Below are 20,672 nucleotides of genomic sequence, written 5' to 3' on the forward strand. Positions count from 1 at the left end.
TTCGTAAAGGAGACCGCGCAGGTGACGGTCTCCTCGTCGTGATATGTGGCCATCATAGTCTACTTCTCCGGATTGGTAGCGCCGGGTCGTCAGCCCGAGCCATGCGCCCACGGAGCTGGATTTCTTGAAGTTATTGGGATCTTCGATCGCAGTCGCGAAAGATGTCGCGGTGATCGCGCCTATTCCTGGGATCGACATGAGGATTTGGCACGCTTCGCTCTCGCGTGCGTCGGCAACAAGCTGCCGCCCGAGTTCGGCTGCTCTGATGCGTATGCTACGCCAAGCCTCCAGGACCGGCAGCACGATAGCGGCGAGTCCCAGTTGGTCGACGAGGAGGTTCCGAACATGCTCCTCGAACTTGCTTCCCTTGCCTGCGGGTACGAGCAGGCCGAATGTCTTCATTAGCCCCCGGATTTGGTTCGAGAGCTCTGTCGCAATCCTGACCAACCGGGTTCGTGCCGCCACCAGCGTGCGGGCCAGCATGCTGTCGAACCCCTTTACCCGCACTTCCCGGAAGAAGCCGACCTCCGCCAGATGCGCCAGACCATCCGCGTCATTCGCGTCCGTCTTGTTCGCCGCCATGTCGAGCGCCGCCTTGGCATGGCGCGCATCGATGCAGATCGCCGGTAGCCCTTCTGCGGAGAGCGTATGGTAGAACCACACCGACAGGGGTCCGGTCTCGAAGATAACCCGTCTCGCTGATGGCGCGCGCTTGCGTATCAGCTCCGCAATGAGCTTCGGCTCCGACGCACACTTCCCACGCCAGATGCGCTTGCCATCACGCCGCACAGAGACGGCCGTCTCTTTCATCGACACGTCGAGTCCGATATACTCTTCCATGGCTGTTCTCCGTTAGATGCTTGGGCCCGGCGCCAGTCGTGAGCCCGTATTTCCATCTTATCGGGGAACAGCCACCCGCTTCCATGCTGCGACTGCTTTGGGGCGACTCGCTCCCGCGATTACCCCATGTGGATGGCTCCCGCTCCCGGCATCTAGGTGCCAAAGTGTGGAAGCTATCAAAGCGACCACGAGCCATGGGAGCCGCCCAGATGGAGATTAGCACGATCGGCCTCGATTTGGCCAAGAACGTTTTCCAGGTTCACGGTGTAGATGCGCAGGGCAAGGCAGTCGTCCGCAAAGCATTGCGGCGCTCACAGATGCTCCCGTTCTTTCAGAAGCTTCCGCCTTGCCTGGTGGGAATTGAAGCGTGCGGAACGTCGGATCATTGGGCCCGAGAGTTGATCAAGCTCGGGCATGAGGTCCGGCTAATGCCGCCAGCCTACGTCAAACCCTATGTGAAGCGCGGCAAGACCGCCGCCGCCGATGCGGAGGCGATCTGTGAGGCAGTAACGCGCCCAACGACGCGGTTCGTGCCGATGAAGTCACAGGAACAGCAGGCCGCGTTGTCGATGCATCGCGCGCGGGATCTGTTCGTCAAACAGCGCACGCAGCTGATCAACATGATGCGTGGGCTTCTGGCTGAGTTTGGCATCGACATTCCCCAAGGCATCAAGCGAGCGCTGGAGAAGGCACGTGCAAATCGTTGACGGGGAGGCACTTGAAGTGCTGTTCGATGCTCGGCGCATTGTGGAGCGACTGTCGCAACAAGCCCTTGATGTTCATGCCCAGGTTCGGGAGATCGAGCTCGATCTGCTTGCGTGGCAACGCAAGAACGACCTTGCCACCCGCCTCATGACGATCCCAGGCATTGGCCCTATTGGAGCGACCGCGCTGGCGGCTTCGGTCAGCGATCCACACCAGTTCCGCTCAGGTCGGCAGTTCGCAGCCTGGTTGGGACTACCCCCGCTGCAAAAGTCCAGCTGCGGCAAGGAGCGGCTGGGGCGCATCACCAAGATGGGCGACAGGTATCTTCGCAAGCTGCTGGTGGTCGGCATGACAGCGGTGGTGCGGCACGCGAAGAGAAAGCCGGAGACGGTCGATCCCAACCTTATCGCCTTGTTGGCGCGCAAGCCTTTGCGGTCGTCACCGTCGCTTTGGCGAACAAAACGGCAAGGATCGTCTGGGCCCTCATGGTCCGCGGCGAAGTCTATCGGGAACGCCATGTGCCGGCGCTGTCGGCGTAGAGGCAAAACGGAATAGCGGCGAAAGCCAGCTGCAGGAGTTGTGAGAGCAAAGCGAGATGATGGCGAACCGGTCAGACCGGGAATTGGGACAACCCAGCGAGCGTCCAAGGCGCTACAGCCTGAATTTCAGTGTGGGACCCAGTTCGCGGACACCATCAGGGCCAGCAGTCCTCTTCACGACTGCATCAACAGGCCCGACAGAAGTCTGCACCGACCAAGCGCCAATCCGTCGCATTTTGCCCTTGCAACGCGGAAGCCATCCACAGAGGTCATTCTCATTTCGAATGGCATATCCTGAAAGCAGCCGCTCATTCATATTCTCGTTTTCAGAAAGCTTGTGTCAGCTCCAGCTCGTGTGCTCGAAGCGCCAGACGTGGAAAGCCGATGTTCGTTCATGCGCCGGCAGAGGGCCGTCGGGCCACCGAACCCCCGAATGTGAACCGCAGGCGGCGCACGCTCTGCTCCTCGCGAAATGTCAGCGTCGCGGGCTTGCTAGCCAGTCGCGCGCCGCGGCTGCTCCTCCCCCATGCGGGGCGCGTTGATAATACCATCTCCCAGGCCCGCATCAACGATCGGCGCGAAGCGTGCCGCGTCACGCGCATAGGCGCCGAGAAACATTGCGGCGGCGTGGCGGGCAGCGGCGTCCCGACGCTTTGCCGCGGGCGGGCCTTCGACATTCCACAGCTGCTCGTAATAGAGCGTTGATGTGCACAGCGCGACAAGGTCCTGCCCGGCAAGGTCGAAATCGACGTCGCGCAACTCGTCGGCAAAGTGTGTGGCGATGTAGTCGCCGATCATCTGCTGCGTCTTGCGCGGACCCCGCTCGTAGAAGATGCGGCCGAGTTCGGGAAAGCGGCCAGCCTCTGCATTGATCATCCGGAACATCGCGAGCCCTTCGGGCGAAACGCCCCGATCGATGATCGAGCGGCAAAGCCGGGTGAGCGTCGACAGCGAATCACCCTTGTGCCTGGGGAACTCGATCTGACCGCGAATCCCCGCGGCGGTGTCCTCGACGACCGCCGCAAAGAGTTCCTCCTTGGAAGAAAAATGCCTCCATAAAGTGGCCTTCGATCCGCCAAGTCCGGCCGCGATCGCGTTCATGGTCGTCGCGCCATAACCGTGTTCGAAGAAATAGTTACGTGCCAGACCGATGATGGTTGCGCGCCTTTCAAGCCGGCGCTTCTCGCTTTTGCTCAACTCCATATCGGTACCATATGGTATCTTTTTTTTGTTGACAAGCGCGGCCGATGAAAGCAGTGGGATAAGAGTACCGAATAGTACCGCTTTCTGAGGATCGATATGACACACACCCGCTTTTGCGGGCTGGCCACGCTATTGGCCGGCTCCGCGATGATGTCCGCTTGCGCGTCGGTTCCCGATCTCGGGCCTAAGCCGTCGCCTCGTCCAGCGGCCGGCTACGCAGCGTCGCAGACGCTTGCGCCGTCCCGGACCAGCTGGCCCACCACTGGATGGTGGTCTGACTATCATGACCCCCAGCTCGATCGGCTGATCGAGGAGGGGTTGGCCGGCGCGCCCGATCTTGCCGCGGCGGCGGCACGGCTGCGCGCAGCGCAGGGCTATGCCCAGCAGGCGGGTGCCGCGCTCTATCCGTCGATCGAAGCCAGCGGCTCCGCCGGCGTCTTCCAGCAGAGCGAGAACAATGGCATTCCCGCGGCATTCGTCCCCGACGGATGGAAGAGCGGCGGCGAGCTCAGCCTCGGCCTGTCGTTCAATCTCGACCTTTGGGGCAAGAACCGCGCGACGCTTGCCGCCGCCACCTCGGACGCCGAGGCGGCTGGCTATGAACTCGCCGAAGCGCGGCTCGTGCTCGCCACCAACATCGCGTCCACCTATGCCGATCTCGCCGAGCTTTATGCCCAGCGCGACACGCTGGTGCGCGCGCTCGAGATCCGCTCCGAGACGCTGACACTCGTCGCCGAGCGCGTCGAAACCGGGCTCGACACACGCGCCGAGCTCAAGCAGGCGCAGTCGCGTGTGCCAGCAGCGCGCGCCGAGCTCGCCGCGACCGATGAGGCCATAGCGCTTACGCGCAATGCCTTGGCGGCTTTGATCGGCGCCGGCCCCGACCGTGGACTTTCGATCGAACGCCCAAGAGTATCGGCGTTGCACGCACGCGGCGTTCCCGCCGACGCGTCTATCGACCTGGTCGGGCGCCGACCCGACATCGCTGCCGCCCGGGCCGCGGTTGAAGCGGCGGCGAGCCGCGTCAAGGTCGCACGCGCCGCCTTCTACCCCGACATCAATATCGGCGCGCTCATCGGCCTTCAGTCGGTCGGCCTCGGCAATCTGTTCAACAGCGGCTCGACCTTTGGCAATGCCGGACCGGCAATCAGCCTGCCGATCTTCGCCGGTGGCGCGCTTTCCGGGCAATATCGCGGCGCGCGCGGCGGCTATGACGAGGCGGTCGCAAATTACGACACGCGCGTCGTCGAGGCGCTCCGGCAGGTCGCCGACGCGCTCGCCAGCCAGAAGGCGCTCGATGTCCGGCTGAAGGAGTCGCGCCAGTCGCTTGCCGATGCCGAGGAAGGCAATACGCTCGCGAGACAGCGCTATCAGGGCGGGCTTTCCACCTATCTCGACGTGCTCAGCGCCGAGGAAAATGTCCTTCAGGCGCGCCGCACCGTAGCCGAACTCGAAACCCGCGCCTTTGCGCTCGACGTTGCGATGATCCGCGCGCTCGGCGGCGGCTTCGCCAACAGCTGAACCATCCACTGAGGAGCAATTTCAATGATCGATCAAGCCCACAACCTCGTCCTTCGCGCACGCACGCGGGCCAGCTCCGTGGCCAGGCCTCGGAGCTGGCGCAAGACCCTCACTTGGCTGCTTTTCGGTGCCGGCCTCAAACTGGCAGTCACCGCCCTGATATTCGCCTTTGTCGCCGATCGCGCGCAGGCCGATGCCTCTTCTCGCCTCTCTCCCGTGCAAGCCGCCACGCCCTCCTGGGACGGCAACGGCGCCTGACCCCTGACTCGCAACAAGGAACACACAGATGGCAGATTACGACCCCAAGGAAAGCCGGCAGCTCATCCTCGAAGCCGATGAGGTCCGGATTCCCCAATCCAGCCGGAAGAAGCGCACGCGCGCGCTTGCCGCGCTCGGCCTCTTTGCCGCGGCGACGGGGGGAGGATATGTGCTGCTCGCCGATGGCGACCATGTCGCCACGGACAATGCCTATGTCAACGCGGACAGCGCGCAGGTGACCCCGCTGGTTTCAGGCGCGGTCGCGTCGGCGGACGTCGTCAACACGCAGATGGTGAAGCGCGGACAGATCCTGTTCCGGCTCGACGACGTCGATGCGCGGCTCGCGCTGACGCGGGCCGAGGCCGAATATCAGCGCGTCCGGCGCCAGTTCGGCCAGACGGTGGCGACGGGCGGCGCGCTTGCCGCGCAGATCAGGGCGGGCGATGCCGAGCTGGCAAGCGCCCGCGCCCAGCTCGCAGTGGCCTCGGCCAATCTCGAAAAGGCGCGCGTCGATCTTGCCCGCCGCAAGGCGCTTGCCGCATCGGGCGCAGTGTCGGCAGAAGAGCTGACGATCGCGATCAACGCCTTCGCGTCGGCTGAGGGCAACCATGCACAGGCCCGCGCGGGCATGGCACAGGCCAGTGCGGCGCGGGGCGCGGCACAGGGTAATTTCGCGGCCAATGACGCGATGGTCACGGGCTCGACGATCGACACGCATCCCGATGTTGCCGCCGCCAGGGCCAAGCTCGACCAGGCGCGCATCGATCTCGCCCGCACCGTGATCCGTGCTCCGATTGATGGCGTCGTCACCAACCGGCAGCTCCAGATCGGGCAGCGCATCTCGGCAGGCGCACAGGTGATGACGATCGTGCCGGTCGCCAGCACCTATGTCGACGCCAATTTCAAGGAAGGCCAGCTCGGCCGCGTCAAGGTCGGCCAACCCGTCGAGCTGGTGTCGGATCTGTATGGCAGCGACGTCGTCTATCATGGCCGGGTCGCGGGCTTTTCGGGCGGAACGGGCTCCGCTTTCTCGCTGATCCCCGCGCAGAACGCGACGGGCAACTGGATCAAGGTCGTCCAGCGGCTTCCCGTCCGCATCACGCTCGACCCCAGGGAGCTCGCGAAGCATCCGCTCCGCGTCGGCCTGTCGATGGAAGCTGACATCGACGTCTCGGACAAGGGCTGAGGGAACATCATGAGCGCGACGACATCGGCTCCGGCGCCTCTGTCCGGCGGGCGATTGCTGCTCGCAGGCCTGGTGCTGGCCGTGACCAACTTCATGGTCGTGCTCGACACGACCATCGCCAACGTCTCGGTCTCGCATATCGCGGGCGGGCTCGGCATCTCTTCAAGCGAAGGCACCTGGGTCATCACTTCCTATGCCGTCGCCGAGGCGATCTGCGTGCCCCTGACCGGATGGCTCGCGCGTCGCTTCGGAACCGTGCGCGTTTTCGCAGCCGGAATGATGGGCTTCGGCCTCTTCTCGTTCCTGTGCGGCATCGCGCCCTCACTCGGCGCGCTCATCGCCTTCAGGATCGGACAGGGGATTTGCGGCGGGCCGCTCATGCCCCTGAGCCAGACATTGCTGCTGCGCGTCTTCCCCAGGGAAAAGCATGCGATGACGATGGGCGTCTGGGCGATGACCACGCTTGTCGCACCGATCCTGGGACCGATCCTTGGCGGCTCGATCAGCGACACTTGGGGTTGGCACTGGATCTTCTTCATCAACATCCCGATCGCGATCATCTGCTCGCTTTCGGCCTTCTCTTTGCTGCGCCCCGCCGAAACCGAGCGCTCCAACGACCGGATCGACGGCGTCGGCCTGTCGCTCCTCGTCATCTGGATCGGTGCGCTTCAGCTGATGCTCGATCTTGGCCGCGAGCACGACTGGTTCGGCTCCTCGATGATCGTCGGCCTCGGCATCGTCGCGGTGATCGGCTTTGCGATCTTCCTCATCTGGGAGCTGACCGACAAGGATCCGGTGGTTGATCTGCGCGTCTTCCGGCATCGGGGCTTCACGGTCAGCGTGACCGCGCTCGTCTTCGCCTATGGCACCTTCTTTGCGAGCCTCGTCGTCATCCCGCAATGGCTCCAGGGATCGATGGGCTACACCGCGACCTGGGCGGGCTATGCCACCGCCTTTAACGGGGTCGCAGCGGTGCTGGTCGCGCCCTTCGTCGCCAAGCGGATGACCAAGGTCGATCCGCGCCGGCTGGTCTCGATTGGCATATTATGGCTTGGCCTCACCTCGCTGCTGCGCGTCTTCTGGTGGACGAGCGACGCGGACTTCTGGACGCTGGCGCTTCCCCAGCTCATCCAGGGCGCGGGCATGCCCTTCTTCTTTATTCCGCTCACCACGCTCGCGCTGGGCGCGGTCAGCGAAGAAGAAACGGCATCGGCTGCGGGCGTGATGAGCTTCCTCAGGACGATGGCGGGTGCTGTCGCGGTCGCGATCTCGAATACGCTCTGGTACGACAGCGCCCAGGAGAAGCGCGCCATGCTCTCGGGCATGCTCAACGACGCGCAGCAAACCATGGATCGCCTCGTTGCGAGCGGGATGAGCTCCGAACAGGCCCGGACCATGATCAGCCAGCTCGTCGACAAGGAAAGCGTCGCGCTGGCGACGGGCCAGACCTTCATGATTGCATCGGTGGTCTTTGCCGCCGCGGCCTCGATCATCTGGCTCGCACCCAGGCCGACCCGCGCGGTGGATACCAGCCTCGCGCACTGACGAAGGACACGAAACTGTGAATTCCCGAACGCTCCGCGCTCCGCGCGGGCCAGTACCCCGCGTATCCACTCAACCCGATAAGGACTTTGACATGACGAAATTCTCTCAGCGTACCCTTGGGCTTCACTCCGCCGCTGCGGCCGGCGCGCTGCTGCTGGCGACGGGCATGCCGCCCATTGCGGCGCCCGCGATGGCAGAATCGATCGAGACCATCGCGGTCGACGCGCGGCCCTTTCCGCGTGAATTCGAGCAGGACGATCTGCGCTTCTGGCTTCATGCGCCGCAATTCAAATCAATCCGCGGCGATCATGTGACCGGCCAGGCGACCGTGTCCGTTCAGATCGGCGAGCGCAAGGACGCTGAAGGCAAGGCCGAGCCCGTGCTGACGCATGGCATGATCTGGTTCGGCGCGCGCGCCGAGATCGACAAGGCCGACCGCACCGCGACCATGCACGATATCGAAGTGCAGCGCGTCAGCTTTCCCGACCAGAAGGACAGCGAGGCGCGCTTTGCCGACAGCATCCAGAAAGTTGCCACCGACATGATCAAATCGGTGAGCCTCGACCAGCTCGAGGCCGCGATCGCGCTCGGTCGAACACCCGCATCGAACCATAAGGGACTGTGACGATGACAAAGCTCAATCCCGCCCGGCTGCGGCCGGCGGTCGCTGCGACAACACTGCTGCTCGCCACGAGTGCCGCAGCTATCGGGATGCCCGCTCCCGCCATGGCGCAGTCGCCCGAGGCCGGACAGGTCGACACGCGGCCCTTCCCACGCCAGGTCGAACACGGCGATCTGCGCTTCTGGCTGCACTCGCCCCAGTTCGAGACGCTTTCCGGCAACAAGGTGACGGGGCGCGCCGCGGCCTCGTTCCGGACGGGCGAGCGCAAGACCCCCGACGGCAAGCCCGAGCCCGTTCTGAGCTATGGTGTGGTGCGGTTCGCTGCGCGCGCCGAGATCGACAAGGCCGACCGGGCGGTGACGCTGAGCGACATCCAGGTCCAGAGCGTCACCTTTCCCACGCAGGCCGCGAACGAGGCGCGCTACAAGGCGGCGATCCAGAAGAGCGCGACGGGTATGGTGAAGGTGGTCAGCCTCGATCAGCTCGAAGCCTCGATCGCGCTCGGTCAGGTCCGCAGCGACCAAAGCTCGCTGACCGTGCGCAATGTCGCACCTGAAATCCACTTCGCGTTCGAGCCGACCGTTATGGTGCATATCGACGGCGATCCTGTGATCCGACCGATGTCGACGGCGGGCGTGGCGCGCGTGATCAATACGCGTTCGCTGATCGTGAGGGCGGGCGACGCCTTCTATCTGCGGCTTGGCGGGCGCTGGGCGCGCGCTGCGCGGCTCGACGCCGCCTGGGCGCTCGCGAAGTCAGTGCCCGCCAGCGTCACGGCAGCGCTTGCCGAGGCGACCGAGCGGAAGTTTGCCGATCCAATGGACAAACCCTCCGACGATGTCGGCACGCTGCTCGCCAACGGACGGTTGCCCGCCATCGCGGTCCGCACGCGGCCGGCCGAACTGATTCCCGTATCGGGCCAGCCGCAATTCGCGCCGATCGGGGGCGTGCCGCTCGCCTATATCGCCAACTCGCCCGCCGATGTCTTCCTGCTCAACGACAGCGACTGGTATGTCCTGATCTCGGGCCGATGGTTCAGCGCGAGCTCCGCCAAAGGGCCGTGGAGATATGTGGAGCCGGCGAAGCTCCCCGCGGTCTTTGCGCGCATCCCGGCGGACAGCCCAAAGAGCGCGGTGCTGGCTTCGGTCCCCGGAACGCCCGAGGCGCGCGAGGCGATGATCGCCAACGCGATCCCGCAGACCGCCTCGGTCAGCCGCAAGGCGGCCAGGTTCGAGGCCCAATATGATGGCACGCCCGATTTCGTCGCCATATCGGGAACGAAGCTCAGCTATGCACGCAACGCCGCGGTGCCCGTCATCCGTGTCGATGCGACGCACTATTATGCGGTGAGCAACGGCGTCTGGTTCACCGCCAGCTCGCCACGCGGCCCGTGGATCGTCGCGACCACGGTAGCGCCCGCGATCTACACGATCCCGGTCAGCTCACCGCTCCACTATGTGACCTATGTGCGCGTTTACGGCTATGGCGGCGACACCGTCTATGTCGGCTACACGCCCGGCTATTACGGCACCGTGGTCAGCAACAATGTCGTCGTCTATGGCAGCGGATATGCCTGCACGCCCTGGCTGGGCTCGGTATGGTACGGTTGTCCCGCGACCTATGGCACGGGCGCCTATTTCGGCTACTCCGCCGCAGTCGGATGGACCTTCGGCTTCGGCTGGGGCTATTACGCGGCCTCCACGCCAGGGTGGGGCCCCTACTGGCCGGGATACTATGGCGGCACCGGCGCCTACTATCCCGTTGCGGGCGCGTGGAACGTCTATGGCCAATGGGGCAGCACCGTCGTGTCCGGCACGGCGGCCGCCTGGGCCAATCCCTGGACCGGCAATTATGGCCGGGCCGTCGAGGGCGGCTTCTACAATGAGCGAACCGGGGGGCGTGGCGTCGGTCAGGCTGCGGTCAACACCAATGCCTATACCGGCACGACCACCGCGGCGGCGCGCGGCGTGCGCTACAATCCCGAATCCGGGCGTGTGGTGGCGGCAGAGGGCGTGGCGGCCGCCAACCCCTATACGGGCCAGGCAGGCGCCGCAGAACGGCGCGAGGTCTACAACACCAACACCGGCCGCACGACGAGTACCGCGGGCGCGGCGGGCGCCGGTCCCGAAGGCGCGGGCGCCGCAGGCGGCTTTTCCTCGCAGGGGTCGGGTGGCGACGTCGCGGGTGCCGGCTATGTCCGTTACGATCGTGACACGGGCAGTGTCGATCGGGGCGGTGTCGTGACCGCGGGCGACACTGTCTATGCGGGTCAGGACGGTGATATCTACAAGAAGACCGACGATGGCTGGCAGCAGATCGGACGGGACACCAACGGCGGCAATACGCAACGCCAGGCCTATGGGCCGCAGCAATCGGGCAGCACGCGACCTTCCGGAACCGGCTCAACGGCCTCCGCAAACGGCGCTCTCGATCGCGAGCGGTTCGCACGCGAGCGCAGTTTCACAGGCTCGGGAAGAGAGGCGACGCGCAATCGGCTGGATCGGGGCGCCTTCGGCAACGGCTTCAGCGGGCGCGTAGGTGGCGAACGTCCAAGCATGCGCAGCTTTGGCGGCGGCCGGCGACCGCGCGGCTAGTACCAACAGAATCCGCCTGCTTCCCTGTTCAGGCGGAAGGCGACCGGGCTATTCGGAGATATTTGTGTTGCGCTCTGAAAGACCCGAGGATGCGTCACTGGTCCAGGTTGTGGAAGTTCTCAGATACGCGCTATGGTCCGTATGTCCGCCGTCAGCACCAATGGCACAGATTTGAGGTTGTGAATTAAGGAGGATTTGGGTCTCGTCGTAGTGACGAAGGAACGAAGATGAGACCCAAATCCTCAAGCGCCAAAAAGCCGGCCGAGCAGGTGGTGAAGGACATCCGGCGGCAGACCCGGCGCCATTTCTCGGCCGAGGACAAGATCAGGATCGTGCTCGAAGGCCTGCGCGGCGAGGACAGCATTGCCGAGCTGTGCCGCAAGGAAGGCATCGCCCAGAGCCTGTATTACACCTGGTCGAAGGAATTCATGGAGGCCGGGAAACGCCGGCTGGCGGGCGATACCGCCCGTGCTGCCACCACTGACGAGGTCAAGGATCTGCGCCGCGAGGCCCGCGCCCTGAAGGAATGCGTCGCCGACCTGACGCTCGAGAATCGGCTGCTCAAAAAAAGCATGATCGCGGATGGGGGCGACGACGAATGAGGTATCGCGCATCCGAAAAGCTCGAAATCATCCGGATCTTCGAGCAGTCGCACCTGCCGGCACGGCACACGCTGGACCAGCTCGGCATCCCGCGCCGGACCTTCTACCGCTGGTATGACCGCTACCTCGAAGGCGGCCCAGAGGCGCTGGAAGATCGACCCTCGGCGCCAAGCCGGGTGTGGAACCGGATCCCGGCGGACATCCATGACCAGATCATCGAGCTGGCGCTGGAGCAATCCGAGCTGAGCCCACGGGAACTGGCCGTGCGCTTCACCGACGAGAGGCGCTACTTCGTGTCCGAAGCCACGGTTTATCGCCTGTTGAAGACCCATGACCTGATCACCAGCCCCGCCTTCGTGGTGATCAAGGCGGCGAACGAGTTCCAGCACAAGACCGCCCGGCCGAACGAGATGTGGCAGACCGACTTCACCTACTTCAAGATCATCGGCTGGGGCTGGATATACCTCTCGACCGTGCTCGACGATTACTCGCGCTACATCATCGCCTGGAAGCTGTGCACAACGATGCGCGCCGAGGATGTCACCGACACGCTGGAACTGGCGCTTGCCGCCTCAGGCTGCGACCAGGCCCATGTCCGGCACAAGCCGCGGTTGCTGTCGGATAACGGGCCTAGCTATATCGCGGGCGAACTGGCCGAATGGATCGGTGCGCAGGGCATGAGCCATGTGCGCGGCGCCCCATTCCATCCCCAGACCCAGGGCAAGATCGAGCGCTGGCACCAGACCCTGAAAAACCGCATCCTGCTGGAAAACTACTTCCTGCCCGGCGATCTCGAGACCCAGATCGAGGCCTTCGTCGAGCACTACAACCACCAGCGTTACCACGAGAGCCTGAACAACGTGACGCCCGCCGACGCCTATTTCGGCAGGGGCCCGGCCATCATCCAACAGCGCGAAAGGATCAAGCGACAGACCATCGAGCATCGGCGCTTGCAACACCGCAGGCTCGCCGCATAACATCAACCCCCAGACGAGGCCCGCTCTCCGCTAATCTGCGCCGCGATCTGTGCCAAAGGTTTCGACGACGGACACATTGCGCATGAGCTACACTATACAAAACCAGCCATTATTGGCGGGATGGAACTGTCGTGGCTACGCCGCTTGCAAATGAACATAAGAGTTCCATCGAAACAAAGATGGCGCCAAGATCAATACGGATAGCGGCAGGCGCATGGGGTCGATCAGCTGCAAGCATGGTTGCCTCCACGGAGTTTGGGTCAGCAACCGCACTCTGCCACAGCGCCAGCCGCTATCCACCTCTCGCCATGGGATCTTTCTGATCGCCAATCAGGGCGAGGGTTGCGGGCGACGGCGCGTGGCGGTCAGGCCGTGCAATGATGGAGAGCGGCAGCTATTCGGGCATCATTTCCCAAAACCGGCCTGTCAGGATCGTCGAAGGGTTTCGGGCGCCGGCAGGCGTACTAAACCCTGACGTGTACGACCCGCGGAGCCGCAGGCGCTGGGCTTCGTCGAAGGGTTTCGGGCGCCGGCAGGCGTACTAAACCCTGACGTGTACGACCCGCGGAGCCGCATGCGCTGGGCTATGGGGATTTAGGATTTCGGTGCAGCGCGCGAGCGGATGACCGCCCGCCGCGCCGCGTTGTTCGACGATCCGCAGGCCTGGCACGGACCGGTGGCAAAGGCGCGATGGATGTGTTGTGCCGGTTCCTGGCTGCCTTCCCGTGGTCGGATCGGTGCGGAGGACGAGCATCGTGGTCCCCTGCGACGTGGCTTTGGCAGGGATGGATTGCGTGCCGGCCATGCCGGGTCATGGCGTGATCTCCCGGATGAGCAGCGCTATCGCCGGTGGGGCTCTCGGCTGGTGCCAGCGCCCGAAGGCCTCGATGATGATCATATGCCCGCCGCAGCATGGGCACGGCGGGCGTTGGTCGGGCGGCATTTCGGAGCTGGGCTCTTCCGTGCTCGCGGGAACGTCGAGGAGCTCGCGGGCACGGGCGATGCTGGCCTTGCGGGAAGAGCCGGCGAGCAAGCCGTAGTGCCGGATGCGATGGAAGCCGCGGGGCAGGACGTGGAGCAGGAACCGCCGGATAAACTCGTCGGCGGCGAGCGTCATGACGCGCTGGCGCTCGGGCCCGTCGCGGCGATAGTCCTTATAGCCGAACGTGACGCCGCGCTCGTCGAACGCGATCAGGCGGCGGTTCGAGATCGCGACGCGATGGGTATAGCGGGATAGATAGGCGAGCACGGCCTGGGGCCCGGCGAACGGCGGCTTGGCGTAGACTACCCAGCGCTTCTTCCGGACCGGAGACAAGTGACGCAGGAACGCTCGCCTGTCGGCCAGGTGCACTCTCTTGCCGAAGAACGCGAGCCGACCGGCGTCGTGCAGCTGGATCAGGCGAGTGACGAAGATCCGGCGAAACAGCGCACCGAGCACGCGCACCGGTAGCAGGAACGCCGGTCGCGAGGAGATCCAGCGGGCGCCATCTGGCGCGATGCCTCCGCCCGGCACGATCATGTGCACGTGCGGATGGTGCGTCATCGCCGAGCCCCAGCTGTGCAGCACTGCGGTGATCCCGATGCGCGCGCCGAGGTGCCTGGGATCAGCGGCGATCGTCAGCATGGTCTCCGATGCCACCCGGAACAGCAGATCGTAGAGCACCGCCTTGTTCTGCCAGGCGATGTCGGCGATCTCGGCGGGCAGCGTGAAGACGACGTGGAAGTAGCCGACCGGGAGCAGGTCGGCCTCGCGCTCGGCCAGCCAGGTGCGTGCCGCGGCGCCCTGGCACTTCGGGCAGCCTTCGAGCACGGCATGCCGGGGGCATGCCGTGCGCAGGGGGCCGGTTCCTGCAGCTGTTGTAGGCGATCCGCCAGTGCCCGCAGTCCTCGCAGGCCTCGACGTGACCACCCAGCGCCGCGGTGCGGCAGTTCTCGATCGCCGTCATCACCTTGAGCTGGATGAGGTTCAGGTGCCCGGCATGCGCGGCCCGGTAGCCCGGACCAGCAGCGCGGAAGATGTCGGCGACCTCGAGCGAGGTGCGCAACGGCTCAGCCGTCGGGGGCTGCTTGCGAGCCGGGGAACATGCTCAGCCGATCGAGCGGGCTGATTACGTTCTTCACCGTGCGCGTCGCGACCCGCGTGTAGAGCGACGTGGTCGTCAGTTGGGCGTGGCCGAGCAGGACCTGGATGATGCGGATGTCGACGCCGTCTTCGAGCAGATGGGTCGCGAAGCTATGGCGCAGCGTATGCGGTCCGACCTGCTTGGTGATGCCCGCCGCATGAGCCGCTTCGGCAGCGATGCGATGGACCTGCCGGTAGCAGATCGGCTTCAGGTAATGCTGCCCGGGGAACAGCCACCCGTCGGGATGCATCACGCCCTGCTGCCGACCGACCTTCCACCACTCGCGCAAGAGCACGAGCAGATCTTGCGCCAGCATGGCGTTGCGGTGCCGGCCGCCCTTGCCGCACTGAACCCGAAGCAGCATGCGCTCGCTGTCGATGTCGCGGACTTTGAGCCTGGTGACCTCCGAGGCGCGAAGGCCCGCTCCGTAGGCGACCGAGAGGATCGCCTGGTGCTTGATGCTCGTCGTGGCGTCGAGCATCCGCATGACCTCCTCTCGGCTGAGCACCGTGGGCAGCGAGCGTGGGTGCTTCACCCGCTGGAGCTTGCGGGTCAGGTCCGGCCGAGCCAGCGTGCGCGTGTAGAAGAACCGCAGCGCCGAGACCGCCATGTTCATCGCCGGCGCGCCGAGGCCCGTCTCGCTCTGCTCGATCTGGTATCGCCGCAGATCCTCGTCAGTCGCTTGATCGGGCGGACGGCCCAGCCAGTGCGCGAACCGCGTGACGTCGCGGAGATAGTTGTGCTGCGTTGCCAGCGATAGCCGGCGCACGTTCATGTCTTCGACGAAGCGCTCGCGCAGGGACGTGGCGGGAATGTCGGAAGTTGTGTTGATCATCGCTCGACTCCTTGTTGAAGGAGTCAGGAGCGTCCGCCCGCCTCGCGCTTCGCTCAACCGCAGCGCCAACTTCAGATCGTCATCGCAACATCAGACCAAGGCGCCACTCCCGCGCCAGCGGGTTCGTACTCGTCCCACATAGCAGTCGTATGGACGGCACATCCCTGGAAATATGTGCAGATCCCAGAGATCAGATCGACTGAACAGAGACATGCGGCTCGTCCTCGAGGAAATCGGAAAGAGGTGCAGCTAGCCATTTTCATCGGCATTCGCCAATCCTCTGTAGGCGGCGCCGCAGGGGATGCTCGCGCAGAGATACCGGCGCTCCTAGCAATATTCGGTAGCCGCGCTGCTTCAAGCCTGTGCCAACGTTGATTCATCGGCTACGAGAACGAGGATCAAGGCATTCAAACTCTTCAAGCACACGTCGCTTCCGCTCAATGAGTTCCTCGATGCTCGACACAAGAATCAGTCGAGATCGTCCAAGCTTGATGGTCTCGATCTCTTGCAACTGGATCAGCTGATAGAGCGTGGACCGGCTTATTCCGAGCATCTCGGCGGCCTCGAGGCTTCGCACGGTCAGTCGGCGTGCAGGTGCCAACGGCACGATCGCTGCATCCTGAAGATTCTCGTGGTTCAACATGCGCATTTCCTTTGCATTCAGGTTCACACGGGCCTTGAAGCTCGCGGGCGGGGCGCGTTGCCCGAGCCTCAGAGGCAGACAGCGCCGCGCGCGTGGGAGGGACCGGGACGCGGCAGGATATGCGCCAATCGCCGCATTTAGGGGCATCCGCCGAGGTGCGGCATGCCTTTGCCGTGTAGCAACCGTGCACCATGCCAGATGTGGCCTGGTCCGGCCGCAGCTCCGCTCATTGACCATAGGTTCTCCATGGCTGGAGTACGAGTTCGCGCGTCACGATGACGCGCAGCGGCCAGCCGGGGCGGACCGTGATGGTCGGGGCAATTTCGAGGTTGCGCGCGACGAGCTGGTCGCCCGCGCGCGCTGTCTCCTGCTGCACCGCTTCGCGCACCGCGCGTGTGATGTCGCCCTCGTTGCTCATGCCAAGCTCAGTGCCGATCCCGAGGAGCGACGAAAGCGCAACCCCTTCCAGGAGCGGGCCCACATGGCGATCGACCGCATCGGCAAGCCCGATCTGGCCGGTGGTGTCGCTTGCGGTCAGATCTTCGACTTCGATTGCGGTACCGTCAGGCAGGACAATGCGCTGCCACGCGACCATCGCACGATACTGCGCCACCCCGGACACGCGCTCGGATCGCCCGACGAGGCGCGCACCCTGAGGAATCAGGATCAGCTGGCCGGTGGCGGTGTCGCGCACATGTTCGGTCACCTGGGCAACGACCACGCCAGGCAGATCGGAATTCAGTCCGGTGACGAGGCTGGCGGCGATCACGCTGCCTGGTGCCAGAAGACCGGATCGCGAGGAAATTGAACCCAGGGGGTCAGAGATGATTTCGCGAGACACCCGTTCCGACACCAGCCTTGGCCGTAAAGCTCCTTGCGGCGCGGTGTTTGTTCCGTTTGACAGCGTCTCGCCGCGCGTTTTCCCGTTCGATGCGAGCGCCATCATGATCGCAGACTCGCGCACCTGGCCCTCCGTCGGGCCTTCAGCCGGGCGTGGCGCGACGCTTTCTCTGGCGCCGGACGATTCAGTTGCGGCGCGCTCAGCACGCTCCTGAGCCAATATCGGCCGACCCAGATCTCCCGGCAGCGGACGACCGAGCCTGGGAACCTCGGCATAGCTCGTCGGCCCCGCACCAAATGCGTCGGGAAGCACAGGGCGCTTCTCCTCGCTGGCGTCATCGCGCCTCGCCGCGCCGTCTGCAGCGCGCGGTCCCAGCGACGTCCACATAATGGCCGCCAGGAGACCAGCGATGACGCTCGATATGGAAATCACCATCGCCGGACGAAAGCGTTCGACGCGCGGCGGTCTTGCGCGCAGTTCGAAACGGGCCGGATCCTGCCTGACAAGCGGCGACAGCAGATCAGTCCTGGCAGTCTCGGTCCTCATGCCCCCTACCCCTTCACGCGCACAGGGCGACGCTGCTCGCGCTCGATGCGCACGATGGAAGGCCGCCTTTCGCCAAGCCTGAGCTCGGCGACGTCGAAGAGGCGATCGACAACATAATAGCGTCCGGTCATGCGATAGTTGACGAGTTCCAGTCGTCCCTCGTGGCCGACCACGAAGAGCGGGGGCGCCTCGGCGCTCGCGATATCACTGGGGAAAAGGATGAATGTCTGGCGGCCGTCGTCAAACACTCCGACAGGGCGCCACCGGGGGCGGTCTCCGCTGAGGCGATAGCCGAAATCAAGCCGATCGATTGCAACCGTTGCGGATAACGGGCCCCCGGCACGAGCGGGGCCGCCAGTCAGCGCGAGGACCTGGTCCGCACCGTAGGACCACGCGATTCCCGTCATTGCCGTCGACGCGGTGCTTTCAAGCTGGAGGTGATAGGCGCGCCGGTCTGTTGTAATGACGAGATTGGTCTTCAGTCCGGTCAGATGAGGCTTGATCAGGATATGAGCGCGCTTCTCCCCGCCGTTGCCGCTGCTGGTGTCGCCGACGGTCCAGCGCATCGTATCTCCGGCTGCCACCGCGGTGACTGTTTCGCCGGGTTCAAGCGCGATGTCGGTGATCCGCCCTGGCGACGCATAAAGGCGGTAGAGCGCGCCGTCCTCGAAAGGATAGACCTGAATGGCCTTCTGGAAGTCGCGGGCGAGCGGTTCATGCGCGGCGGCAGCATTCGCCTGGTCGATACGCGACTGGGGCGGGTCGACCGCAACGGCTCGGCGGCCCCGGCCGGCCGAAGATGCGCGCCTTTGTGCGGGCGCGGGGGAGGTGTCGGCAATCGATGCTGCAACCAGCCCAGCGATGCGCGGAGGCACCGCAGATGGATCAAACGCGATGAGCGAGACTGCGAAGAATAGGCTGTTCATGACGGCTGCCTCTCGATCGCGGGGGCAAATGAGGTGCTGCTGTTGCCGGGTATTGGCGCGTTCACGGGGGCTTGGGGCGAGACCAGTGTGCCTTCGCGATCGGATGCGGCGGATGGGATCAACGGCGGTTCGGATTCGAGTTCCCGGTTCCAGTCGATGGCATCGACATACAGTCCCAGGGGATTCTTTCGCAGCACGTCGCTCGAACGCGGTGTCCTGATCCTGGTCGCAAGAATGGCGGTCCAGCGCGTCGTCGCCACCCTGTTGCCGCGTTCGAAGAGTGTCTCGGTCCATTTGACCTGGAACGAGACGTCGGACGCACGCACCACGCTTGTGACCTGTACCGAAACGGTTGTCTCGCCGATCTTGGCGAATGGATCCTGGGCACGCGCATAGTCAGTCAGAAAGCGCCCACCGCGTGGTGTCACGAAATCATAGCTCGACAGCCAGTTCTCCCGCATGAGCACAGGGTCGAGCGAGCGCGAGCGGATCTGGACGATGAAGCGCGCGAGATGCCAGGCAATCTGGGGATCGGTGGGCCGATAGGGCGTCGTGAGGGGCGCCACCGCGCGCGCCTCGCCCGTCGCGTCGACCTCAACGACATAGGGCGTGATATGGCCTTGCATCGACTGCCGGACGAATGCGCCCGCCATGCCGGCTGCCAGCGCCAGCGAACCAAAGGCCATCCATCGCCAGCTCCTTGCCTGGCTACGAGCCGAGCCGATACGCTCATCCCAGACCTGCCCGGCGCGCTGATAGGGCGTTTCGGGCTCGGGCGTTCGGGCATAACGCAAGCTTCCGCGCCACATGCGCATGGGTCAGTTCCTTTCCCTGATATCGGGCTGCATGCCCGCGCTCGCACCCTGGCCATCGCGCAGTGTCTGAACGATCATCTGCCGTCGATGGCGTCCTTTTTGCTCGGCCTGGAGCCGGCTCGCCCAGGCGGGCATCGGCGCCTCGCCATTGGGGGCGGCGGCGTCCCGGGATTGACCGTTCAGCGCATTCCAGGCGGCAGCACGGCCCTGCTGTGCGGCATCGGCGAGCCCCAGAACATTTGCACTGCGCGCACCGATCGCGCCGCGCGCGGCACTTGCCATGCCGCTCATGGCCGACCCGCTGGTCTCGCGTCCCAGTCTTGCGGCGGTGCTGGCCGCAGCGCCCATTGCCGTTCCGGCGCGGATCGCACCCAATGCGCTGCCTGCCGCGAACCGCACGGCACCAAGGCCCGCCGCGGCGCCGCCCGCAAGGCCGGCAGTCGCGCCCAATGCAGTGCCGGCGGCCGCCCCCGCGCCGAGCTGTGGTGCGCCCGCGACCAGTCCCGATGCAATGCCGGGGCCGAAGATGCCGAGCCCGAACAGCGCAAGGCTTGCGAGCACGAGGCTCATTGCCTGTCCGATATCGGGCTCCTGGCCCTGAAGCGCGGTCGCGAATTCGCCGAAGAAGCCCGATCCGATTCCGACGATGATCGCGAGAACCATCACCTTGATGCCCGAGGCGATGACATTGCCGAGCACACGTTCCGCGAGGAAGGCGGTGCGGTTCCAGAGCGCGAAGGGGACAAGAACGAAGCCGGCAAGGCTGGTCAGCTTGAACTCGAGGATCGTGATGAAGAGCTGGACGGCGAGGATGAAGAAGGCGCTGATGACGAGCAGCCAGGCGATGACGAGGATCAAGATCGTCAGCACATTGTCGAAGAAGGTGGCAAAGCCGGTAAGTCGGGCGGCCTGGTCAATGAGCGGCCACGCGGCCTCGAAGCCGATACCCGCAAGATGCCCCGGCCGCATCAGGTCGTCGACGGTGAGGCCTGCGCCGCTGGCGGTGAGCCCGAGCCCCGCAAAGGAGCGCAGGATGATGTCGGCCAGCAGCGCGAAATTGTTAAGGATGAAGGCGAAGGCACCGATATAGAGGATTTTCTTGAGGAAGCGGCCATGCACGTCGTCTTCGCCGCCCATCGCCCAGAACAGACCCGCAAGCGTTATGTCGATGCCGATAAGCACCGAGGTCAGGAAGCCGACATCGGCGCCCAACAGGCCGAAGCCGCTGTCGATATAGCGGATATAGGCCTGCATGAAGCTGTCGATGACGCCGAGGTCGTGCATGGCTGTTCTCCGGGCCAGGCTGGTCGAGCACGGCCTTCGCGCTCGCGGGCGCGAAGGCCGTGGCCCG

General features: G+C 64.8%; 15 protein-coding genes and 2 pseudogenes. 8 read left to right on the forward strand and 9 right to left on the reverse strand.

The features are described 5' to 3' along the window. Positions 1-840: IS110 family RNA-guided transposase (locus tag AC3WJD_RS16620; protein ID WP_492747830.1), on the reverse strand; the 840-nt coding region annotated here is incomplete at its 3' end. 209 nt (positions 841-1,049) lie between these two features. Here AC3WJD_RS16620 and AC3WJD_RS16625 point away from each other — a divergent pair. Further along, a pseudogene (locus AC3WJD_RS16625) lies at positions 1,050-2,084 on the forward strand (IS110 family RNA-guided transposase). Between the two features lie 492 nt (positions 2,085-2,576). On the opposite strand, the gene AC3WJD_RS16630 reads toward AC3WJD_RS16625, so the two are convergent. Next, positions 2,577-3,287, reverse strand: a complete 711-nt coding sequence (locus tag AC3WJD_RS16630) for a TetR/AcrR family transcriptional regulator (RefSeq protein ID WP_492747831.1) — start codon at positions 3,285-3,287, stop codon at positions 2,577-2,579. Between the two features lie 96 nt (positions 3,288-3,383). Here AC3WJD_RS16630 and AC3WJD_RS16635 point away from each other — a divergent pair, with 96 nt between their 5' ends. From AC3WJD_RS16635 to AC3WJD_RS16665, 7 genes are all read left to right on the forward strand, one after another. Continuing rightward, complete coding sequence (locus AC3WJD_RS16635) at positions 3,384-4,808, forward strand: efflux transporter outer membrane subunit (protein ID WP_492747833.1); 1,425 nt, start codon at positions 3,384-3,386, stop codon at positions 4,806-4,808. 24 nt (positions 4,809-4,832) lie between these two features. After that, positions 4,833-5,066: a hypothetical protein gene (locus AC3WJD_RS16640; protein ID WP_492747834.1), complete on the forward strand. Its 234-nt coding sequence runs from the start codon at positions 4,833-4,835 to the stop codon at positions 5,064-5,066. Positions 5,067-5,094: 28 nt separating this feature from the next. After that, entirely contained in the window at positions 5,095-6,252 is a 1,158-nt protein-coding gene (locus AC3WJD_RS16645; protein WP_492747835.1) for an HlyD family secretion protein, read from the forward strand. Between the two features lie 9 nt (positions 6,253-6,261). Further along, complete coding sequence (locus tag AC3WJD_RS16650) at positions 6,262-7,797, forward strand: DHA2 family efflux MFS transporter permease subunit (RefSeq protein ID WP_492747836.1); 1,536 nt, start codon at positions 6,262-6,264, stop codon at positions 7,795-7,797. A 91-nt stretch (positions 7,798-7,888) separates the two neighbouring features. Then, positions 7,889-8,422, forward strand: coding sequence for a hypothetical protein (locus AC3WJD_RS16655; protein WP_492747837.1), 534 nt, complete (start codon positions 7,889-7,891; stop codon positions 8,420-8,422). A 2-nt stretch (positions 8,423-8,424) separates the two neighbouring features. Continuing rightward, positions 8,425-11,013 (forward strand): hypothetical protein, encoded by a 2,589-nt coding sequence (locus tag AC3WJD_RS16660; protein ID WP_492747838.1) that lies wholly within the window; start codon positions 8,425-8,427, stop codon positions 11,011-11,013. Between the two features lie 227 nt (positions 11,014-11,240). After that, positions 11,241-12,592, forward strand: a protein-coding gene (locus tag AC3WJD_RS16665) for an IS3 family transposase (protein WP_492747840.1) whose coding sequence is annotated in 2 segments (ribosomal slippage) — positions 11,241-11,577 and positions 11,577-12,592 — 1,353 coding nt in all. Because the reading frame shifts where the segments join, the coding sequence is not laid out codon by codon here. 811 nt (positions 12,593-13,403) lie between these two features. Here the strand turns inward: AC3WJD_RS16665 and AC3WJD_RS16670 are convergent. The 7 genes and pseudogenes from AC3WJD_RS16670 to trbL form a co-directional block, all read right to left on the reverse strand. Then, a pseudogene (locus tag AC3WJD_RS16670) lies at positions 13,404-14,637 on the reverse strand (IS91 family transposase). Positions 14,638-14,641: 4 nt separating this feature from the next. Continuing rightward, positions 14,642-15,550 carry a tyrosine-type recombinase/integrase gene (locus AC3WJD_RS16675; RefSeq protein ID WP_492747842.1) on the reverse strand — a complete coding sequence of 303 codons (909 nt, stop codon included), beginning with the start codon at positions 15,548-15,550 and terminating at the stop codon, positions 14,642-14,644. Between the two features lie 376 nt (positions 15,551-15,926). Continuing rightward, entirely contained in the window at positions 15,927-16,193 is a 267-nt protein-coding gene (locus AC3WJD_RS16680) for a helix-turn-helix domain-containing protein (RefSeq protein ID WP_492747843.1), read from the reverse strand. A gap of 226 nt (positions 16,194-16,419) precedes the next feature. Continuing rightward, a complete protein-coding gene (locus tag AC3WJD_RS16685; RefSeq protein ID WP_492747844.1) occupies positions 16,420-17,580 on the reverse strand; it encodes a TraB/TrbI/VirB10 family type IV secretion system protein in 1,161 nt (386 codons plus the stop codon). Positions 17,581-17,585: 5 nt separating this feature from the next. Further along, positions 17,586-18,506: a P-type conjugative transfer protein TrbG gene (gene trbG / locus AC3WJD_RS16690; RefSeq protein ID WP_492747845.1), complete on the reverse strand. Its 921-nt coding sequence runs from the start codon at positions 18,504-18,506 to the stop codon at positions 17,586-17,588. Beyond that, on the reverse strand, positions 18,503-19,321 hold the full coding sequence (gene trbF, locus AC3WJD_RS16695; RefSeq protein WP_492747846.1) for a conjugal transfer protein TrbF: 819 nt from the start codon (positions 19,319-19,321) through the stop codon (positions 18,503-18,505). Before trbF ends, trbG begins: the two co-directional genes overlap by 4 nt. Before the next feature lie 3 nt (positions 19,322-19,324). Further along, positions 19,325-20,605: a P-type conjugative transfer protein TrbL gene (gene trbL, locus AC3WJD_RS16700; protein ID WP_492747847.1), complete on the reverse strand. Its 1,281-nt coding sequence runs from the start codon at positions 20,603-20,605 to the stop codon at positions 19,325-19,327. Between the last annotated feature and the right edge of the window lie 67 nt (positions 20,606-20,672).

This window comes from Sphingobium sp. FW306-1B-F04DB, assembly GCF_058781925.1.

Excerpts from the sequence above, each read along its gene's own strand:
- AC3WJD_RS16675 (WP_492747842.1), bottom strand. The coding sequence starts at position 15,550 with ATGATCAACACAACTTCCGACATTCCCGCCACGTCCCTGCGCGAGCGC.
- AC3WJD_RS16645 (WP_492747835.1), top strand. The coding sequence starts at position 5,095 with ATGGCAGATTACGACCCCAAGGAAAGCCGGCAGCTCATCCTCGAAGCC.
- trbF (WP_492747846.1), bottom strand. The coding sequence starts at position 19,321 with ATGCGCATGTGGCGCGGAAGCTTGCGTTATGCCCGAACGCCCGAGCCC.
- AC3WJD_RS16630 (WP_492747831.1), bottom strand. The coding sequence starts at position 3,287 with ATGGAGTTGAGCAAAAGCGAGAAGCGCCGGCTTGAAAGGCGCGCAACC.
- AC3WJD_RS16635 (WP_492747833.1), top strand. The coding sequence starts at position 3,384 with ATGACACACACCCGCTTTTGCGGGCTGGCCACGCTATTGGCCGGCTCC.
- AC3WJD_RS16680 (WP_492747843.1), bottom strand. The coding sequence starts at position 16,193 with ATGTTGAACCACGAGAATCTTCAGGATGCAGCGATCGTGCCGTTGGCA.
- AC3WJD_RS16650 (WP_492747836.1), top strand. The coding sequence starts at position 6,262 with ATGAGCGCGACGACATCGGCTCCGGCGCCTCTGTCCGGCGGGCGATTG.
- AC3WJD_RS16660 (WP_492747838.1), top strand. The coding sequence starts at position 8,425 with ATGACAAAGCTCAATCCCGCCCGGCTGCGGCCGGCGGTCGCTGCGACA.
- AC3WJD_RS16655 (WP_492747837.1), top strand. The coding sequence starts at position 7,889 with ATGACGAAATTCTCTCAGCGTACCCTTGGGCTTCACTCCGCCGCTGCG.
- AC3WJD_RS16640 (WP_492747834.1), top strand. The coding sequence starts at position 4,833 with ATGATCGATCAAGCCCACAACCTCGTCCTTCGCGCACGCACGCGGGCC.
- trbL (WP_492747847.1), bottom strand. The coding sequence starts at position 20,605 with ATGCACGACCTCGGCGTCATCGACAGCTTCATGCAGGCCTATATCCGC.
- trbG (WP_492747845.1), bottom strand. The coding sequence starts at position 18,506 with ATGAACAGCCTATTCTTCGCAGTCTCGCTCATCGCGTTTGATCCATCT.
- AC3WJD_RS16685 (WP_492747844.1), bottom strand. The coding sequence starts at position 17,580 with ATGAGGACCGAGACTGCCAGGACTGATCTGCTGTCGCCGCTTGTCAGG.